13 protein-coding genes are annotated in these 14,039 nt (G+C 71.4%); 4 read left to right on the forward strand and 9 right to left on the reverse strand.

Features of this window, described 5'->3' with window-relative positions:
- Positions 1-3 precede the first annotated feature (3 nt).
- From ABZ928_RS28895 to ABZ928_RS28925, 7 genes are read right to left on the reverse strand one after another with little or no spacing between them, the layout of a single operon-like run.
- On the reverse strand, positions 4-783 hold the full coding sequence (locus ABZ928_RS28895) for an ATP-binding cassette domain-containing protein (RefSeq protein WP_361525029.1): 780 nt from the start codon (positions 781-783) through the stop codon (positions 4-6).
- Entirely contained in the window at positions 780-1,568 is a 789-nt protein-coding gene (locus tag ABZ928_RS28900) for an ABC transporter ATP-binding protein (protein ID WP_361525032.1), read from the reverse strand. The genes ABZ928_RS28895 and ABZ928_RS28900 overlap by 4 nt, the downstream gene beginning before the upstream one ends.
- Positions 1,565-2,401 carry an ABC transporter permease gene (locus tag ABZ928_RS28905; RefSeq protein ID WP_361525035.1) on the reverse strand — a complete coding sequence of 279 codons (837 nt, stop codon included), beginning with the start codon at positions 2,399-2,401 and terminating at the stop codon, positions 1,565-1,567. Before ABZ928_RS28905 ends, ABZ928_RS28900 begins: the two co-directional genes overlap by 4 nt.
- The gene (locus tag ABZ928_RS28910; protein ID WP_361525038.1) at positions 2,398-3,348 is read right to left on the reverse strand and encodes an ABC transporter permease; all 951 of its coding nucleotides are present in this window, start codon (positions 3,346-3,348) and stop codon (positions 2,398-2,400) included. The genes ABZ928_RS28905 and ABZ928_RS28910 overlap by 4 nt, the downstream gene beginning before the upstream one ends.
- Positions 3,349-3,355: 7 nt before the next feature.
- Positions 3,356-4,906 carry an ABC transporter substrate-binding protein gene (locus tag ABZ928_RS28915; RefSeq protein WP_361525041.1) on the reverse strand — a complete coding sequence of 517 codons (1,551 nt, stop codon included), beginning with the start codon at positions 4,904-4,906 and terminating at the stop codon, positions 3,356-3,358.
- Positions 4,907-4,941: 35 nt separating this feature from the next.
- Complete coding sequence (locus ABZ928_RS28920) at positions 4,942-6,246, reverse strand: bifunctional o-acetylhomoserine/o-acetylserine sulfhydrylase (protein WP_361525044.1); 1,305 nt, start codon at positions 6,244-6,246, stop codon at positions 4,942-4,944.
- A complete protein-coding gene (locus tag ABZ928_RS28925; RefSeq protein WP_361525047.1) occupies positions 6,243-7,268 on the reverse strand; it encodes a 2-oxoglutarate and iron-dependent oxygenase domain-containing protein in 1,026 nt (341 codons plus the stop codon). The genes ABZ928_RS28920 and ABZ928_RS28925 overlap by 4 nt, the downstream gene beginning before the upstream one ends.
- Before the next feature lie 549 nt (positions 7,269-7,817).
- On the opposite strand from ABZ928_RS28925, the gene ABZ928_RS28930 reads away from it, so the two are divergent.
- Together ABZ928_RS28930 and ABZ928_RS28935 are read left to right on the forward strand one after the other, a co-directional pair.
- Positions 7,818-9,161: a bifunctional o-acetylhomoserine/o-acetylserine sulfhydrylase gene (locus tag ABZ928_RS28930; protein ID WP_361525049.1), complete on the forward strand. Its 1,344-nt coding sequence runs from the start codon at positions 7,818-7,820 to the stop codon at positions 9,159-9,161.
- A complete protein-coding gene (locus ABZ928_RS28935; protein ID WP_361525839.1) occupies positions 9,158-10,303 on the forward strand; it encodes a homoserine O-acetyltransferase in 1,146 nt (381 codons plus the stop codon). Before ABZ928_RS28930 ends, ABZ928_RS28935 begins: the two co-directional genes overlap by 4 nt.
- On the opposite strand, the gene ABZ928_RS28940 is transcribed toward ABZ928_RS28935, so the two are convergent.
- Both ABZ928_RS28940 and ABZ928_RS28945 read right to left on the reverse strand, forming a co-directional pair.
- Positions 10,292-11,497 (reverse strand): cysteine desulfurase-like protein, encoded by a 1,206-nt coding sequence (locus ABZ928_RS28940; RefSeq protein WP_361525051.1) that lies wholly within the window; start codon positions 11,495-11,497, stop codon positions 10,292-10,294. The two genes, ABZ928_RS28935 and ABZ928_RS28940, sit on opposite strands and share 12 nt — an antisense overlap.
- Positions 11,498-11,629: 132 nt before the next feature.
- Positions 11,630-12,745, reverse strand: a complete 1,116-nt coding sequence (locus tag ABZ928_RS28945; RefSeq protein ID WP_361525054.1) for an FAD-dependent monooxygenase — start codon at positions 12,743-12,745, stop codon at positions 11,630-11,632.
- A 68-nt stretch (positions 12,746-12,813) separates the two neighbouring features.
- On the opposite strand from ABZ928_RS28945, the gene ABZ928_RS28950 reads away from it, so the two are divergent.
- Both ABZ928_RS28950 and ABZ928_RS28955 read left to right on the forward strand, forming a co-directional pair.
- Positions 12,814-13,494 carry a TetR/AcrR family transcriptional regulator C-terminal domain-containing protein gene (locus ABZ928_RS28950; protein ID WP_361525842.1) on the forward strand — a complete coding sequence of 227 codons (681 nt, stop codon included), beginning with the start codon at positions 12,814-12,816 and terminating at the stop codon, positions 13,492-13,494.
- A 73-nt stretch (positions 13,495-13,567) separates the two neighbouring features.
- Complete coding sequence (locus tag ABZ928_RS28955) at positions 13,568-13,999, forward strand: DUF6174 domain-containing protein (RefSeq protein WP_361525057.1); 432 nt, start codon at positions 13,568-13,570, stop codon at positions 13,997-13,999.
- Positions 14,000-14,039 lie beyond the last annotated feature (40 nt).

The following is a 14,039-nucleotide window of genomic DNA, read 5'->3' on the forward strand; positions in this document are numbered from 1 at the left end:
CGGTCATACGGGCAGCCGGGGTACGGCGGCCAGCAGGCGGCGTGTGTAGGGGTGTTGCGGATCCCCGAGCACGGAGGCGGCGGGGCCCTGTTCGACGGCGTGGCCGTCCTTCATCACCAGCACGTCGGTACACAGCCGGCGGACGACACCGATGTCGTGGGAGACGAACAGCAGCGTCAGGCCGTACTCCTCGGCGAGGTCGTCGAGGAGGTCGAGGATCTGGGCGCGCACCGAGACGTCGAGGGCGCTGAGCGGTTCGTCGCCGACGAGGACTTTCGGGCTGGGCGCCAACGCCCGTGCGATGGCGATGCGTTGGCGCTGACCGCCGGAGAACTCGTGCGGGTACCGGCCGCGCGCGCCGGGATCCAGGCCGACGGCGCGCAGCAGTTCGTCCACCCGGTCGTCGTGGTCGCCGGGTATCCGCAGGCACTCGAGCGGTTCGGCGACGATGTCGCGGACGGTGGCGCGCGGGTCGAGGGAGCCCATGGGGTCCTGGAAGACGACCTGGACCTCGCGCCGGAACCAGTTCAGGCCCCGGCCCGGCCGTATCTCCCGGTCCCGGTAGTGCACGGTTCCGGAGTCAGGCCGGTCGAGGGCGAGCAGGAGCCGGGCGAGCGTCGACTTCCCCGAGCCCGACTCCCCCACCACGCCCAGGCTCTGACCCTCCGTCAGTGCGAGGGAGACGTCCTGAACGGCGTGGCGGTGGGCGGCCGGGGCGAGGAGCGAGGTGCGGGGCAGCCGGAAGCTCCGGTGGAGGCCGGTCGCCCGGAGCAGGACGGTCATCGGGTGACCTCCTCGGTGCCGGTGGCGCGTGCGGCCGCCACGAGCTGTTGTGTGTAGGGGTGTCGGGGCGCTCGTACGAGGGTGCCGGTGGACCCCTCCTCGACGAGCCGCCCGTCCTTCAACACGGCGGCGCGTGAGCACAGTCGGGCGACGACGGCGAGGTCGTGACTGATGAACAGCAGGGCGGTGCCGTGCTGTTGGACCAGGTCGTCGAGGAGCCCGAGCATGTCCGCCTGGACGGTGACGTCGAGGGCCGTGGTGGGTTCGTCGGCGATGAGCAGGGCGGGGCGGGTGGCGAGGGCCATGGCGAGGCCTACGCGCTGGCGTTGGCCGCCGGAGAGCTGGTGGGGCCAGGAGCGGACGAGAGGTCCGGGGTCGGGGAGACCGACCTGTGCGGCGAGGTCGACGGCGGCGGTCGCGGCCTGGCGGCGGCCCAGGCCGCGGTGCAGTCGCAGGGGCTCGGCGAGCTGTTTCCCGATCCGCATCAGGGGGTTGAGGGCGCTCATCGGCTCCTGGAACACCATGGCCATGCGCTCGCCGCGCAGCCGGGACAGCTCGCGGTCACCGAGGCCGAGCAGTTCCTGTCCGCCGAGGCGGATGCTGCCGGTGGCCTCGGCGCCCTCCGGGAGCAGGCCCATGACGGCGAGGGCGGTGAGGGACTTCCCCGAGCCGGACTCGCCGATGAGCGCGAGCCGTTCACCGGGGGCCACGGACAGGCTCACCTCGTCGACGACCGTCGTGCCGCCGATCCGCACGCTCAGGTCGGTGATCGTCAACAGGCTCATGCCGCCTCCCGGACCCGCAGCCGGGCGTCGGCGGCCTCGCGCAGCCCGTCGCCGAGGAGGTTGAAGCCGAGCACGGAGGCGGCGACGGCGATGCCCGGCCAGATGACGAGGAGCGGGCGCGCGGCGATGTATGCCTGCTGTTCGTGCAGCATGCGGCCCCAGGAGACGGTGGGCGCCGGGGCGCCGAACCCGAGGAAGGACAGGGCGGCCTCGGCGAGCACCGCCACCGACAGGACGAGCGAGAGCTGCACGATGAGCGTGGGCGCGATGTTCGGCAGAAGGTGCTTGCGGACCGTGCGCCAGGTGCCCGAGCCCGCCGCGTGGGCGGCGAGGACGTAGTCGGTGTTCAGGACCCGCCCGGCCTCGGCACGCGCGACCCGGGCGAGGTTGACGCCCGCTCCGATGCCGATCGCGAGGACGACGGTCCAGGTCGAGCCGCCGTACACCGCCGTGAGGATCATGGCGATGAGCAGGACGGGGAACGCGATCAGCACGTCCGTGAACTGGACGACGAGGGCACCGATCCAGCGCGGCACGAGGACCGCCGCGAAGGTGAGCGCCAGTCCGACCACGGCCGCGACGGCCGCCGCGAGCAGGGCGGTCGTCAGGGTGGAACGGGCCCCGGTCAGCAGCATGCTGAGCTCGTCGCGGCCCAGACGGTCGGTGCCGAGGAGGTGACCGCCGGAGAACGGCAGGAGCCAGCTGTCCCGAGGGTTCGCGAAGGTGGGGTCGTACGGTGTCCAGGCGAGCGAGACGAGGGCTGACAGCACGAGGAGGCCGACGAGAAGCAGGCCGGCGAAGCCGCTGCGGCTCTTGACGAGGGCCCGGTTCATGCGGCGCTCCGCAGCCTCGGGTCGATCAGCCGGTGTGCGAGGTCCACGAGGAACCCGATCACCAGCACCGCGCCCGTGAGCAGCAGGATCTCGCCCTGCACTTTGTCCAGGTCCCGGTTGCCGACGTCCGCGATGAGCATCTGGCCGACGCCCGGCAGCACGAACACCTGCTCGACGACGACCGCGCCCGCGACCAGCGCGGCGATCTGGAGCCCGAGCACCGACACCACCGGTACGGCGGCGTTGCGCAGCCCGTGCCGGATCAGGGCGCCGGTGCGGGTGTGGCCCTTGGCGCGGGCGGTGCGCAGCCAGTCCTGGTGGAGGACGTCAAGGACGGCGGACCGTACGAATCTGAGCAGCACCGCACCCTCGGCGAGGGCCAGGGTGATCCACGGCAGGACGAGACTGCGCAGCGCCTGACCGGGCTCGGCCCAGCCGTCGACGGGGAAGCCCTGCGCGGGCAGCCACCGCAACTGCACGGCGAACACCACGACCAGGAGCAGCCCGACCCAGAGTGTCGGCAGGGCGATGCCGAGCTGTCCGAAGGCGTTGACCGCACCGCCGAGCCGGGAGTTCCGGCGTACGGCGGCGAAGACGCCCAGCGGTACGGCGAAGGCCAGCGCCAGCAGGACCGCGCCCGCCGCCAGGGGCCCGGTCACCGCGAGCTTCTCGGCGAGCTGTCCCGACACCGACGTACCGTCGAGGACCGAGCGTCCGAAGTCGCCGGTCACGGCGCCGCCGATCCAGTCGCCGTACTGGGCGGGCAGCGGCCGGTCCAGGCCCAGGTCGTGGCGGACGGCCGCGACCTGGGCGGGGGTGGCCTTGATGCCGCCGATCGTCTGGGCGATGTCTCCGGGCAGGAGCCGCAGCACCAGGAAGATCAGCACGCTGGCGGCGAGCAGGGACACCGCGAGGAGCCCGGCCCGGCGCAGCAGATAGAGGGTCATGCCGGGCTCACTTCTTCGCCACGGCGAGGTTCGCGAGGTCGTAGCGGTTGCTGGTGAAGTTGATCGGCACCCCGGTGACGCCGCTGCGGACGACGGTGAGGGTCTTGTTGACGAACAGCCAGTCGGCGGCGGCGTCTTCGGAGACCTTGCGGGCGGCCTTCTTGAGCAGCGCGTCTCGCTCGGAGTCGTTCGCGGCGGTCTGGGCGGCGGCGTACCACTTCTGGACGTCGGCGTTGTCGTAGCCGAAGTAGTAGGCGGGGTTGGCGAAGTTGTAGAGGTCGCGGGCCTCGGCGTGGTCGACGAGGCTGAGCTGGTAGTCGTGCTTCGTGTAGACGGAGTCGAGCCAGCTCTGGAACTCGACCTGGCGGACGGTGAGTTGGACGCCGACCTGCTTGAGCTGCGAGACGAGGTAGTCGCCGATCTCGGTCGGGTAGATGTTGGGGATCTGGACGGTGAGCTTGAGCCCGTCGCCGTAACCGGCCTGCTTCAGCAGCTTCTTGGCGCTGTCGGGGTCGTATGCGTCGACCGAGGTGAGGTCCTCGTAGCCCGGATCGGTGGCCGGGATCGGGCCGCCGACCTGGACGGCTGCGCCGCCGAGGGTCTTGATGAGGCCCGCCTTGTCGATGGCCTGGCGGATCGCGCGGCGGACGCGGACGTCCTTGGTGGGGCCGGAGGCGTTGTTGAGGGCGAGGGTGAACTTGTCGGTGGTGTCGCCGCGCAGCACGGTGTACGCGCTCTTGTCGGCGAACGGCTGGAGCAGGGTCGCGTCCACGGCCGTCTCGACGTCCGTCTGGCCAGTCCGCTGCGCGTTGTGGGCGGCGTTGTCGTCCTTGATGTAGTGGAGGACGACCTTGGCGACCTTGGCCTTCTTGCCCCAGTAGTCGTCGTTGCGGACGAAGGTGATGGAGGAGCCGCGCTTCCAGCCGGACAGCTTGAACGGGCCGGTGCCGTTCTCCTTCCCGGCGAGCGCCGAGAAGTCGGTGCCCTTCTTGAAGACGACCCCGGCCCGTCCGGTCAGGCCCCAAGTGAAGCCTGTGTCGCGGTGCTTGAGCTTAATGACGACGGTGTGGTCATCGGATGCGGTGGCACTCGCCACAGAGGCGAGCGCGGCCGCGTCGGGGTTCTTCGAACCCTTCGCGGTGACCTGCTGGATCGACCACACGGCGTCGGCGGCCGTCACCTTGGTGCCGTCGTGGAAGGTGGCGTCGTCGGCGAGGTGGAAGGTGTAAGTGAGGCCGTCGGAGGACGTCTCGTACTTGGTGGCGAGGCTCGGCTGGATCCTGTTGTCCTCGTCGCGGGTCAGCAGGCCCTCGTAGATGTTGTCGAGGAGGACCTGGTCGAGCGCCGCGCCCGCCGTGGACGCGATGTCGAGGCTGGTCGGCTCCAGGACGAGGCGTACGTCGACGGTGGCGCCGGTGTCGATGTCCGCGGGCTCGGCGGCCTGGCTGGTCTGCCCGGCGTTCGCGGGGTCGTCGGCGGAGCCGGTGCCGCACGCGGTCGCGGCCAGTCCGGCGAGTACTGCGGTGGCGGCGAGCCGGAGGGGGGTGCTGCGGCGCATGGCGGATCGTGCCTCTCGGGTGCGTGGGTCGTGGGTCATACGGCGGTGGCTGCCGCGCGGAGTCCGGTTTCGAGGTCGGCGATGAGGTCCTCGGCGCCTTCGATGCCGACCGAGAGCCGGACCAGGCCGGGTGTCACCCCGGCGGCGAGCTGCTGCTGGGGGTCCAGCTGGGAGTGGGTGGTGGAGGCGGGGTGGATGACGAGGCTGCGGACGTCGCCGATGTTGGCGAGATGGCTGAACAGCCGGACCCCTTCGACGAACCGCCGGCCCGCCTCCAGACCGTCCGCGAGCTCGAAGGCGAGGACCGCTCCGGTGCCGCGCGGCAGATAGTGCTTGGCCGGGGCGTGCCAGGGGCTGGACGGCAGTCCCGCGTAGTGCACCTTCGCCACCTGCGGCTGCTGTTCCAGCCACTCGGCGATCAACTGGGCGTTGGACACGTGCCGTTCGATGCGCAGGCTCAGCGTCTCCAGGCCCTGGAGGAGCAGGAAGCTGTTGAAGGGTGAGACGGCGGGTCCCAGATCCCGGACCAGCCGGGTGCGCAGCCGCAGCGCGTAGGCGAGGCCGAGGTCGGAGAAGGAGTCCCAGAAGGACAGCCCGTTGTACGTCGGGTCGGGACGGGTCAGTCCCGGCCAGCGGTCGGGGTCGGCGCCGAAGTCGAAGTGCCCGCTGTCGACGACGGCCCCGCCGATGCCGGTGCCGTGGCCGGACAGGAACTTGGTGGTGGAGTGCACGACGATGTCGGCGCCGTGCTCCAGGGGCCGCAGCAGATACGGCGTGAGCACCGTGTTGTCGACGACGAGCGGCACCCCGACCTCGTGGGCGATCCGGGCGACCGCCTCGATGTCGAGGACGTTGCCGCGCGGGTTGCCGATGGTCTCGCCGAAGAACGCCTTGGTGGTGGGGCGTACGGCGGTGTACCAGGCGGCGAGGCTGTCCGGGTCGTCGACGAAGGTGACCTCGACGCCGAAGTCGGCGAACGTGTGCTCAAGGAGGGTGCGGGTGCCGCCGTACAGCGAGGACGAGGCCACGATGTGGTCGCCGGCGCGGGCCAGGTTGAGCAGCGCGAGGGTGGTCGCGGCCTGGCCGCTGGCCACGGCGACGGCCGCGGACCCGCCCTCCAGGGCGGCGATGCGTTCCTCGGCCACGGCGGTGGTCGGGTTCGACAGCCGGGTGTAGGCGTGGGTGGTGAGGTCGGAGAGCTCGAAGGCCGCGGCGGCGTGCGCGGTGTCCCGGTAGACATAGCTCGTCGTCTGGTGGATCGGCACGGCACGCGCCCCGGTGGTGGGGTCGGGCACGGCGCCGGCGTGCACCTGCTGTGTCTCGAAGGCCCAGTTGCTCATCGGTTCTCCCGCTTCTCCAGTACGTCCGACCACCAGCGTTCGGCGACCCGTGGATGGGAGCGGAGCCAGCCGACGACGGCGTTCTCCCCGAAGGCGGCCAGCAGCGGGTTGTCCGGGTCGTCGGTGACTCCGCGGCTCAATGCCGCCAGTTCCGGCGGGAGTTGGAGCGGCTTGACGACGGCGTCCAGGCGCGGGCCGAGGAAGAAGGGGATCGAGTAGCGGTGGACGCCGGGCTGCGGGCTGACCACGCGGTGGTGGGTGGCCTTGAGATAGCCCTGGGTGGCGATCTCCAGCATCTCGCCGATGTTGAACACGAACGCGCCGGGTACGGGCGAGGCGTCGATCCACTCGCCGTCCTCGCGCCGCACCTGGAGTCCGCCGACCTGGTCCTGCTGCAACAGGGCGAGATAGCCGTAGTCCTTGTGCGCGCCCACGCCCTGGTCGGCGTCGCGGGCGGCCCGCGGCGGGTAGTGGACGACCTTCACATGGACGGCCGCCTCCTCATCGAACCACTGGTCGAAGTAGCCCTCGTCCTGGCCGAGCGCGGCCGCAAGCGCACGGAGGACCTCACGGCTCACCCGCAGTGCCTCGCCCTGCCAGCGCAGCACGATGTCCCTCAACTCCGGGAGTGCGGAGGGCCATTGGTTGGGGCCGACGAGCCGCAGGTAGTCGGGGTCGTCCGGGCCGACGTCGACGGCCTCCCGCTCGGGACCGATGTCGATCTGCTCGCGCCAGTCGGCGCTGCCCGCCGTGTACTCGGTACCGGTGCGCGTGTAGCCGCGGAACTGGGGCGAGTTGAGGTTCTCGATCTCCAGCCGCCGCTCCTCGGGCAGCGCGAAGAAGTCCTGGGCCGCGCCCAGGATCTCGGCCTGGAGGGACGCCGGGACGCCATGCCCGGTGACGTAGAAGAACCCCACTTCGTGGGCGGCGTCCCGGAGTTCGGCGAGGAAGGCGGCGCGGTCGGTGCCGGGGGCGCGGAAGCGGGAGATGTCGATGACGGGCAGGGCTGTGGGCTGGGCCATGGGTGTTCCTTAGCGGCAGCAGCGAACGAACCGGCCTACCGGGAGGCGGAGTTGCCGATGGCGAGGATGCGGAGAAGCGCGGTGGGAGAGGAAGCAGGCGTCGCGGGCCGATGACCGGCGTTCAGCAACAGACCGTTCAGCAACAGACCTGGTCGAACTGGTCGGCGCGGCGGCTCACCCAGAACGGGTCGAGCAGCACCGTGTGTGCCGTGCCAGTGGTCTCCATGGCCGGGATCAAAGCACACGGAGGAAGGTGCGTCCACCATGCGTCTTGCCTCGTGAGACGAACCAGGGATGCTGGTGTCGGGCGGCCCTCCTGTGCTTATCTGAGCCCATGACCGTGCTCGTGACCCGCCGCCACGTCGATTACGTGCGTGTCACCACCACGGGCTGTTCCGTCGAGCGCTGATCCCTCGCTCCGGCTTCTGACCTGCATCTTCTTGGCCTTCTTCGGCTTCTTCTCCGCACGGTACTGAGCGCTGCCCTGTTCCGGGCGCGCCCCCGCCCTGCGGCACGCCCTTCTTCCCCTCCGCACAAGGGAGCACTCCCATGAGCCAGCCCGAAAACACCTCCGCCTGGTCCTTCGAGACCAAGCAGATCCACGCCGGTGCCGCCCCCGACCCCACGACCGGGGCGCGGGCGACGCCGATCTACCAGACGTCGTCGTTCGTGTTCCGGGACACCCAGCACGCCGCCGACCTGTTCTCGCTCGCCGAGCCCGGCAACATCTACACCCGGATCCACAACCCCACCCAGGACGTCTTCGAGCAGCGGATCGCCGCACTGGAGGGCGGAGTCGCCGCCGTGGCACTGGCCTCCGGGCAGGCGGCGGAGACTCTGGCGATCCTGACGCTCGCGAGCTCGGGCGATCACATCGTTTCCAGTACGTCGCTGTACGGCGGCACGTACAACCTGTTCCGGCACACGCTGCCGAAGCTCGGTATCGAGGTGTCCTTCGTGGACGACCCGGACGACTTCGAGGCGTGGCGGGCGGCGGTCCGGCCGAACACCAAGGCGCTGTTCGCGGAGACGCTGGGCAATCCGCGCGGCAACGTCCTCGACATCCGGGCCGTCGCGGACGTGGCGCACGAGGCGGGTGTGCCGCTGATCGTGGACAACACGGTCCCGACTCCCTATCTGCTGCGGCCGCTTGAGCACGGCGCGGACATTGTCGTGCACTCGGCGACCAAGTTCCTCGGCGGGCACGGCACGACGATCGCGGGGGTGGTGGTCGACGGCGGCACCTTCGACTTCGGGGCGCATGCCGAGCGGTTCCCGGACTTCACCGAGCCCGACCCGAGCTACCACGGGCTCCAGTACTGGCCCGCGCTCGGCCCGGGCGCGTTCGCCATCAAGCTGCGGGTGCAGTTGCTGCGCGACCTCGGCCCCGCGCTCTCCCCGCACTCAGCGTTCCTGCTGCTCCAGGGCGTGGAGACGCTGAGCCTGCGCATCGAGCGGCACTCCGCGAACGCCCAGGCGCTGGCCGAGTGGCTGGAGCAGCGCGACGAGGTGGCCGCCGTCCATTACCCGGGACTGGAGTCCAACCGCTGGCACGAGGCGGGGCGGAAGTATCTGCCGCGCGGGGCCGGTGCCGTCCTCGCCTTCGAGCTGCGGGACGGCGTCGAGGCGGGCAAGCGGTTCGTGGACGCGGTCGAGCTGTTCAGCCATCTCGCCAACATCGGTGACGTGCGCAGCCTGATCATCCATCCGGCGTCCACCACCCACTCCCAGCTGGACGAGGCGCAGTTGGGGGCCACCGGGACCTCGCCGGGCCTGGTGCGGCTGTCGGTGGGGATCGAGAACCTCGCCGATCTCAAGGCGGACCTGGAGGCCGGGTTCCGTGCGGCGAAGGGCGCGGGCACGGTCGGTGACTCGATCAAGGGCGCGTCCTGAACACCGTACTGACGCCGTCCGAGGTTCCTCTCCCGCCGGCCTCCGGGGGCTGGCGGGAGGGGGACCCGCCCGGGCGCCGGCAGTGGCATGTGCGGGAGAAGCCGCTGCCGTTGGAGGCGGGCGGTGAACTCCCCGGCGCGCGGCTGGCGTTCGAGACCTGGGGGCGGCTCGCGCCGGACGCCTCCAACGCCGTGCTCGTGCTGCACGCCCTCACCGGCGACAGCCATGTCGTGGGCCCCGCCGAGCCCGGGCACCCCACGCCGGGATGGTGGGACGGGCTGATCGGGCCGGGGCGGGCGCTCGACACGGACCGTTGGTTCGTGGTCGCGCCGAATGTACTCGGCGGCTGCCAGGGCAGTACGGGACCGTCGTCGTCAGGACCGTCCGGGCGGGCCTGGGGCAGCGGCTTTCCGTTTCTGACGCAGCGTGACCAGGTGGCGGCGGAGGCCGAGTTGGCGGACGCGCTCGGTATCGGCCGCTGGGCGCTGGCGATCGGCGGCTCGATGGGCGGGATGCGCGCGCTGGAATGGGCCGTGTCGTATCCCGAGCGCACCGCCGCACTCCTGCTGCTCGCCACCACAGCCGCCGCGAGCGCCGAGCAGATCGCCCTGGCCAACATCCAGCTGCACGCCATCCGCTCCGACCCGCACTGGTGCGGCGGCGACTACTACGACACGGGCCGCGGCCCGCACGCCGGACTCGGGCTCGCCCGGCGGCTCGCCCATGTCACCTACCGCAGCGAGCCGGAGCTCCAGGTCCGCTTCGGCCGCTCGCCGCAGGGCGCGGAGGACCCGTGGTTCGGCGGCCGGTACCAGGTCGAGTCCTATCTCGACCATCACGCGGCGAAGTTGGTGCGCCGCTTCGACGCGGGCAGTTACGTCACGCTGGCCGAGGCGATGAACAGCCACGACGTCGGACGCGGCCGGGGCGGGGTGCGGGGCGCGCTGCGCCGGGTGACCGCCAGGACTCTCGTCGCCGGGGTCGACTCCGACCGCCTCTATCCGCCCGCCCAGCAGGCGGAGTTGGCGGCCGGAATCGCCTCGGCGGACCGGCTACGGGTGATCGAGTCACCGTACGGACACGACGGCTTCCTCATCGAGGTGGAGCAAGTCGCCGCGCTGGTCGGTGAATTACTTGGTTAGGAACTCCGCCAGTCCCGTCAGAAGCCGGTCCACGTCCTCCGTGTCGTTGTAGGGGGCGAGCCCGATGCGGAGGCCGCCGGTGTCGCCGAGGCCCAGATGGCGGGAGACCTCGATGGCGTAGAAGGAGCCTGCGGGCGCCTGGATGTTGCGTTCCGCGAGGAAGGCGTAGGCGTCGGCCGTGGAGTGCTGCTCGAAGGTCAGCAGCAGGGTGGGGGTGCGGTCGGTCGCCCGGGAGTGGATCGTGATGCCGGGGAGTGCGGCCAGACCCTTGTCCAGCTGGGTGCGCAGAGTGTGCTCGTGGGCTTCGAGTGCCTCGAAGGACGCGACGAGGCGCTCGCGCCGGGTGCCCGTGGCGGTCGGGTCGAGTCCGGCGAGGAAGTCGACCGCGGCCCGGGTGCCCGCGAGGAACTCATAGGGCAGGGTGCCCAGTTCGAAACGTTCCGGCACGACGTTGGTGGAGGGCAGCAGCTTGTCGGGGTGCAGGGTCTCCAGGAGTTCCGGGGCGGCGGCGAGGACTCCGTGGTGCGGGCCGTGGAACTTGTACGGGGAGCAGACGAAGAAGTCCGCGCCGAGCCGCTCCACATCGACCAGCGTGTGGGCGGTGTAGTGGACGCCGTCGACGTACAGCAGCGCTCCCGCCTCGTGCACCAGGCGGGAGATCTCGGCGATCGCGGGCCGGGTGCCGATGAGGTTGGAGGCGGCGGTGACGGCGACCAGGCGGGTGCGGTCGGACAGCACGGCGCGGATGTCGTCCGGGGTCAACTCGCCGGTCTTCGGGTCGAATTCGGCCCAGCGGACGGTGGCACCGGCCCGCGCGGCGGCCTGGACCCAGGGGCGGATGTTGGCGTCGTGGTCGAGGCGCGTCACGACGACCTCGTCGCCGGGTGACCAGGTGTCGGCGAGGGTGCGGGAGAAGTCGTAGGTGAGCTGGGTGGCGCTGCGCCCGAAGACGATCCCGCGCGGGTCGGCGCCCAGCAGGTCGGCCATGGCCCGGCGGGCCTCGACGACGAGGGTCTCCGCGTTGCGCTCCCCCAGCGTCACGCTGCCCCGGTTCGACAGCGGGTGCGCCAGCGCGTCCGCTATCGCGTCGATCACGGCCTGCGGTGTCTGAGTGCCGCCGGGGCCGTCGAAGTGCGCCGTCCCGGCGCCCAGGGCGGGGAACTGGGAGCGGAGGGCGGCGATGTCATACGTCACGAAGGGCTCCTGTGAGGGTTCCGGACCGGAGCCCCGAGTCAACCTCATCTTTCGCGTCCGGGCGAGATCGCCTCCGCACGGAACGATCGTCCCCCTCCGCCCAAGCGCGATCAGGCGATCCCGTCCTCGCCGTCACGCCGGCTGGAAGAACGCGAGCATCCTCCGGCCGGCGTCGGGCTTCGACAGGAGTTCCTGGACCCGCGTGCACAGCCGACCGGCGGCGCCGGCGCGTTCGAACATCTCGCGTTCGTACTCCTCGACGGCGGCGGGGAAGTCGTCCGGGTGCGCGGCCAGCGCGAGGCCGAGCAGGACGCCGTCGAGCAGCGCCATGTTGGCGCCCTCCCCCATGGGCGGCATCAGGTGCGCGGCGTCGCCGAGCAGGGTGACGTCCGGCCTCGACGGCCAGGTCAGCCCGATCGGGAGGGTGCCGATCGCCCACCGCAGGACGGTGTCGTCGCAGGCCGCGATCAGGGCGGTGAACCGTGGGTCCCAGTCGGCGAACAGCTCGATCAGCCGCACCCGGACGGCGGCCGGGGCGTCGAAGGGGATCCCGCTGGTCTCGAACCAGTCCTCGGGGCTGTTGTAGAAGCCGAGGCCGACACGTACGCAGCCGTCACTGTTGCGCTGCGCCGCCAGGGACCGCCCGTCGCCGAGCACCCAGTACGTGCCGCGCCCGACCATCGCCGCGAGGTCGGGGTGGGTGCGGTCGATGTCGGGGATCCGCAGCTGCACGATGTTGTGGCCGGTGTGCGTCGGCCGGGCGTCGGTCAGCAGCGGGCGGATCCGGGAGCGAGCGCCGTCGGCGCCGACCAGCAGGTCGTACGTCGTCCTGGTGCCGTCGGTGAAGTGCAGCAGGCCGTCGCCGGCGGACTCCACGGCGTGCCCCCAGCGCACCATGCCGTCGGGGAGGGAGTCCAGGAGGAGACCGCGCAGGTCGGCGCGGTCGATCTCGGGGCGTTCCAGCGGGGCGTCGTCGGGGGTGTCCTCCTGGAGCAGCAGGGTGCCGTCCGGTTCGAGCAGCCGCATGTCCTGGCCCTCACCCCGGGCGAGCTCATGGAAGCGGTCGATCAGACCGGCCTCGCGCAGCGCCCGCTGCCCGGTCCCGGCGTGGATGTCGAGCGTGCCGCCCTGACCGCGTGCGTCACGTGACGCCTCACGTTCGTGGACGACGGCGTCGATGCCGTTCAGATGCAGGACTCGGGCCAGGGCCAGGCCTCCCAGGCCGGCTCCGACTATGGCGATGGTCATGACCGTCTCCTCGATACAGCGTATTGGCCGATACACTGTATCGCCCCATGCTCTGTAATGTGAGCGGCATGTTGGTGTGGGAGAGGCCCGAGCCGCCGGAGCGACCGGTACCGGCCGCGCTGAGCCGGGAGCGGATCGTCCGGGCGGCGATCGCGCTGGCCGACGTCGACGGCCTGGAGGCGGTGTCGCTGCGCAAGGTCGCCGGCGCACTGGGCGTCGGGCCGATGCGGCTGTACGGCTACATCGACAGCAAGGACGAACTTCTCGACCTCATGGTCGATGCCGCGTACGGCGAGATCCGGCCGGTCGGGGACGGGTGGCGGGAGGTGCTCCGCTCGCTCGCCGAAGCGACCCGGGACGCCGCTCACGAGCACGAGTGGCTCGCCGATCTGCTGGGCGGCCGGCCCCAGCTCGGGCCGCACGCGCTGGCCACCGGCGAGACCGTGGTGGCCGCGCTGGGCGAGGTCGACGTGGACGTCGTCATGCCGATGGTCGGCGCGGTCAACGCGTACGTGATCGGGGCGGTGCGCCGGGAGATCGCCGAGCGGCGTGCCGAACGGGCCACCGGGATGGACGAGAAGCGCTGGCAGGCCGAACTCGGCCCGTATCTGCTGCGTGCCTTCGCCACCGGCCGGTTCCCCGCGCTGTCCACCGTGGTCCACGACGCCGTCCACCTGGACGCCGACGAGACCTTCCGGATCGGCCTGGACTTCCTCCTCGACGGCATCGAGGCCCGCATCTCACAGTGAGGCCCGGCCCAGGCGACCGAACGTCGCGCGCCCGCCCGGCGTCGTAGCAGTGACCGTCCGGGAAGGGGCCGCCATGACCGCCGTACGCACACTCCTCACCGCAGCCGTGCTCGCCGGGAGCCTTGCCGCGTGCGGGGACGAGGCGGCCCCGAGCGCGCCCGAGTGGGAGGAACCCGCCGCGTACACGTACACCCTGACCTCGACCGAGGGCGAACGGGCCCTCATCGGCACCTTCCGGATCACGGTCCGGGACGGCGAGGTGGCGAAGGCGGTCGGTCTCGACGACAGCGCGCGTCGGGTCGTACGGCAGCTGCCTGATCAAGTGCCCACGCTCGGGGCCCTGTTGGATCAGCTGGAGCAGGCCCGGGGCGAGGACGCGGACACGGCGGAGGCGGAGTACGCGGCGGACGGGCATCCGACGCGGATCTTCCTGAACTGGGAGGAGAACGCCGTCGACGACGAGGCCCGTTACGCGATCAGCGACTACGAACCGGCCGCCGGGTAGCCCTGCGACGACCAGGGGTACGCGCCCGGATCAAGGACCG

Source organism: Streptomyces sp. NPDC046909, assembly GCF_040644695.1.
GTDB lineage: Bacteria > Actinomycetota > Actinomycetes > Streptomycetales > Streptomycetaceae > Streptomyces.

What these genes read in the sequence shown, in the direction of transcription:
- ABZ928_RS28895 (WP_361525029.1), bottom strand. Translation starts at nt 783, where the DNA reads ATGACCGTCCTGCTCCGGGCGACCGGCCTCCACCGGAGCTTCCGGCTG.
- ABZ928_RS28900 (WP_361525032.1), bottom strand. Translation starts at nt 1,568, where the DNA reads ATGAGCCTGTTGACGATCACCGACCTGAGCGTGCGGATCGGCGGCACG.
- ABZ928_RS28905 (WP_361525035.1), bottom strand. Translation starts at nt 2,401, where the DNA reads ATGAACCGGGCCCTCGTCAAGAGCCGCAGCGGCTTCGCCGGCCTGCTT.
- ABZ928_RS28910 (WP_361525038.1), bottom strand. Translation starts at nt 3,348, where the DNA reads ATGACCCTCTATCTGCTGCGCCGGGCCGGGCTCCTCGCGGTGTCCCTG.
- ABZ928_RS28915 (WP_361525041.1), bottom strand. Translation starts at nt 4,906, where the DNA reads ATGCGCCGCAGCACCCCCCTCCGGCTCGCCGCCACCGCAGTACTCGCC.
- ABZ928_RS28920 (WP_361525044.1), bottom strand. Translation starts at nt 6,246, where the DNA reads ATGAGCAACTGGGCCTTCGAGACACAGCAGGTGCACGCCGGCGCCGTG.
- ABZ928_RS28925 (WP_361525047.1), bottom strand. Translation starts at nt 7,268, where the DNA reads ATGGCCCAGCCCACAGCCCTGCCCGTCATCGACATCTCCCGCTTCCGC.
- ABZ928_RS28930 (WP_361525049.1), top strand. Translation starts at nt 7,818, where the DNA reads ATGAGCCAGCCCGAAAACACCTCCGCCTGGTCCTTCGAGACCAAGCAG.
- ABZ928_RS28945 (WP_361525054.1), bottom strand. Translation starts at nt 12,745, where the DNA reads ATGACCATCGCCATAGTCGGAGCCGGCCTGGGAGGCCTGGCCCTGGCC.
- ABZ928_RS28950 (WP_361525842.1), top strand. Translation starts at nt 12,814, where the DNA reads ATGTTGGTGTGGGAGAGGCCCGAGCCGCCGGAGCGACCGGTACCGGCC.
- ABZ928_RS28955 (WP_361525057.1), top strand. Translation starts at nt 13,568, where the DNA reads ATGACCGCCGTACGCACACTCCTCACCGCAGCCGTGCTCGCCGGGAGC.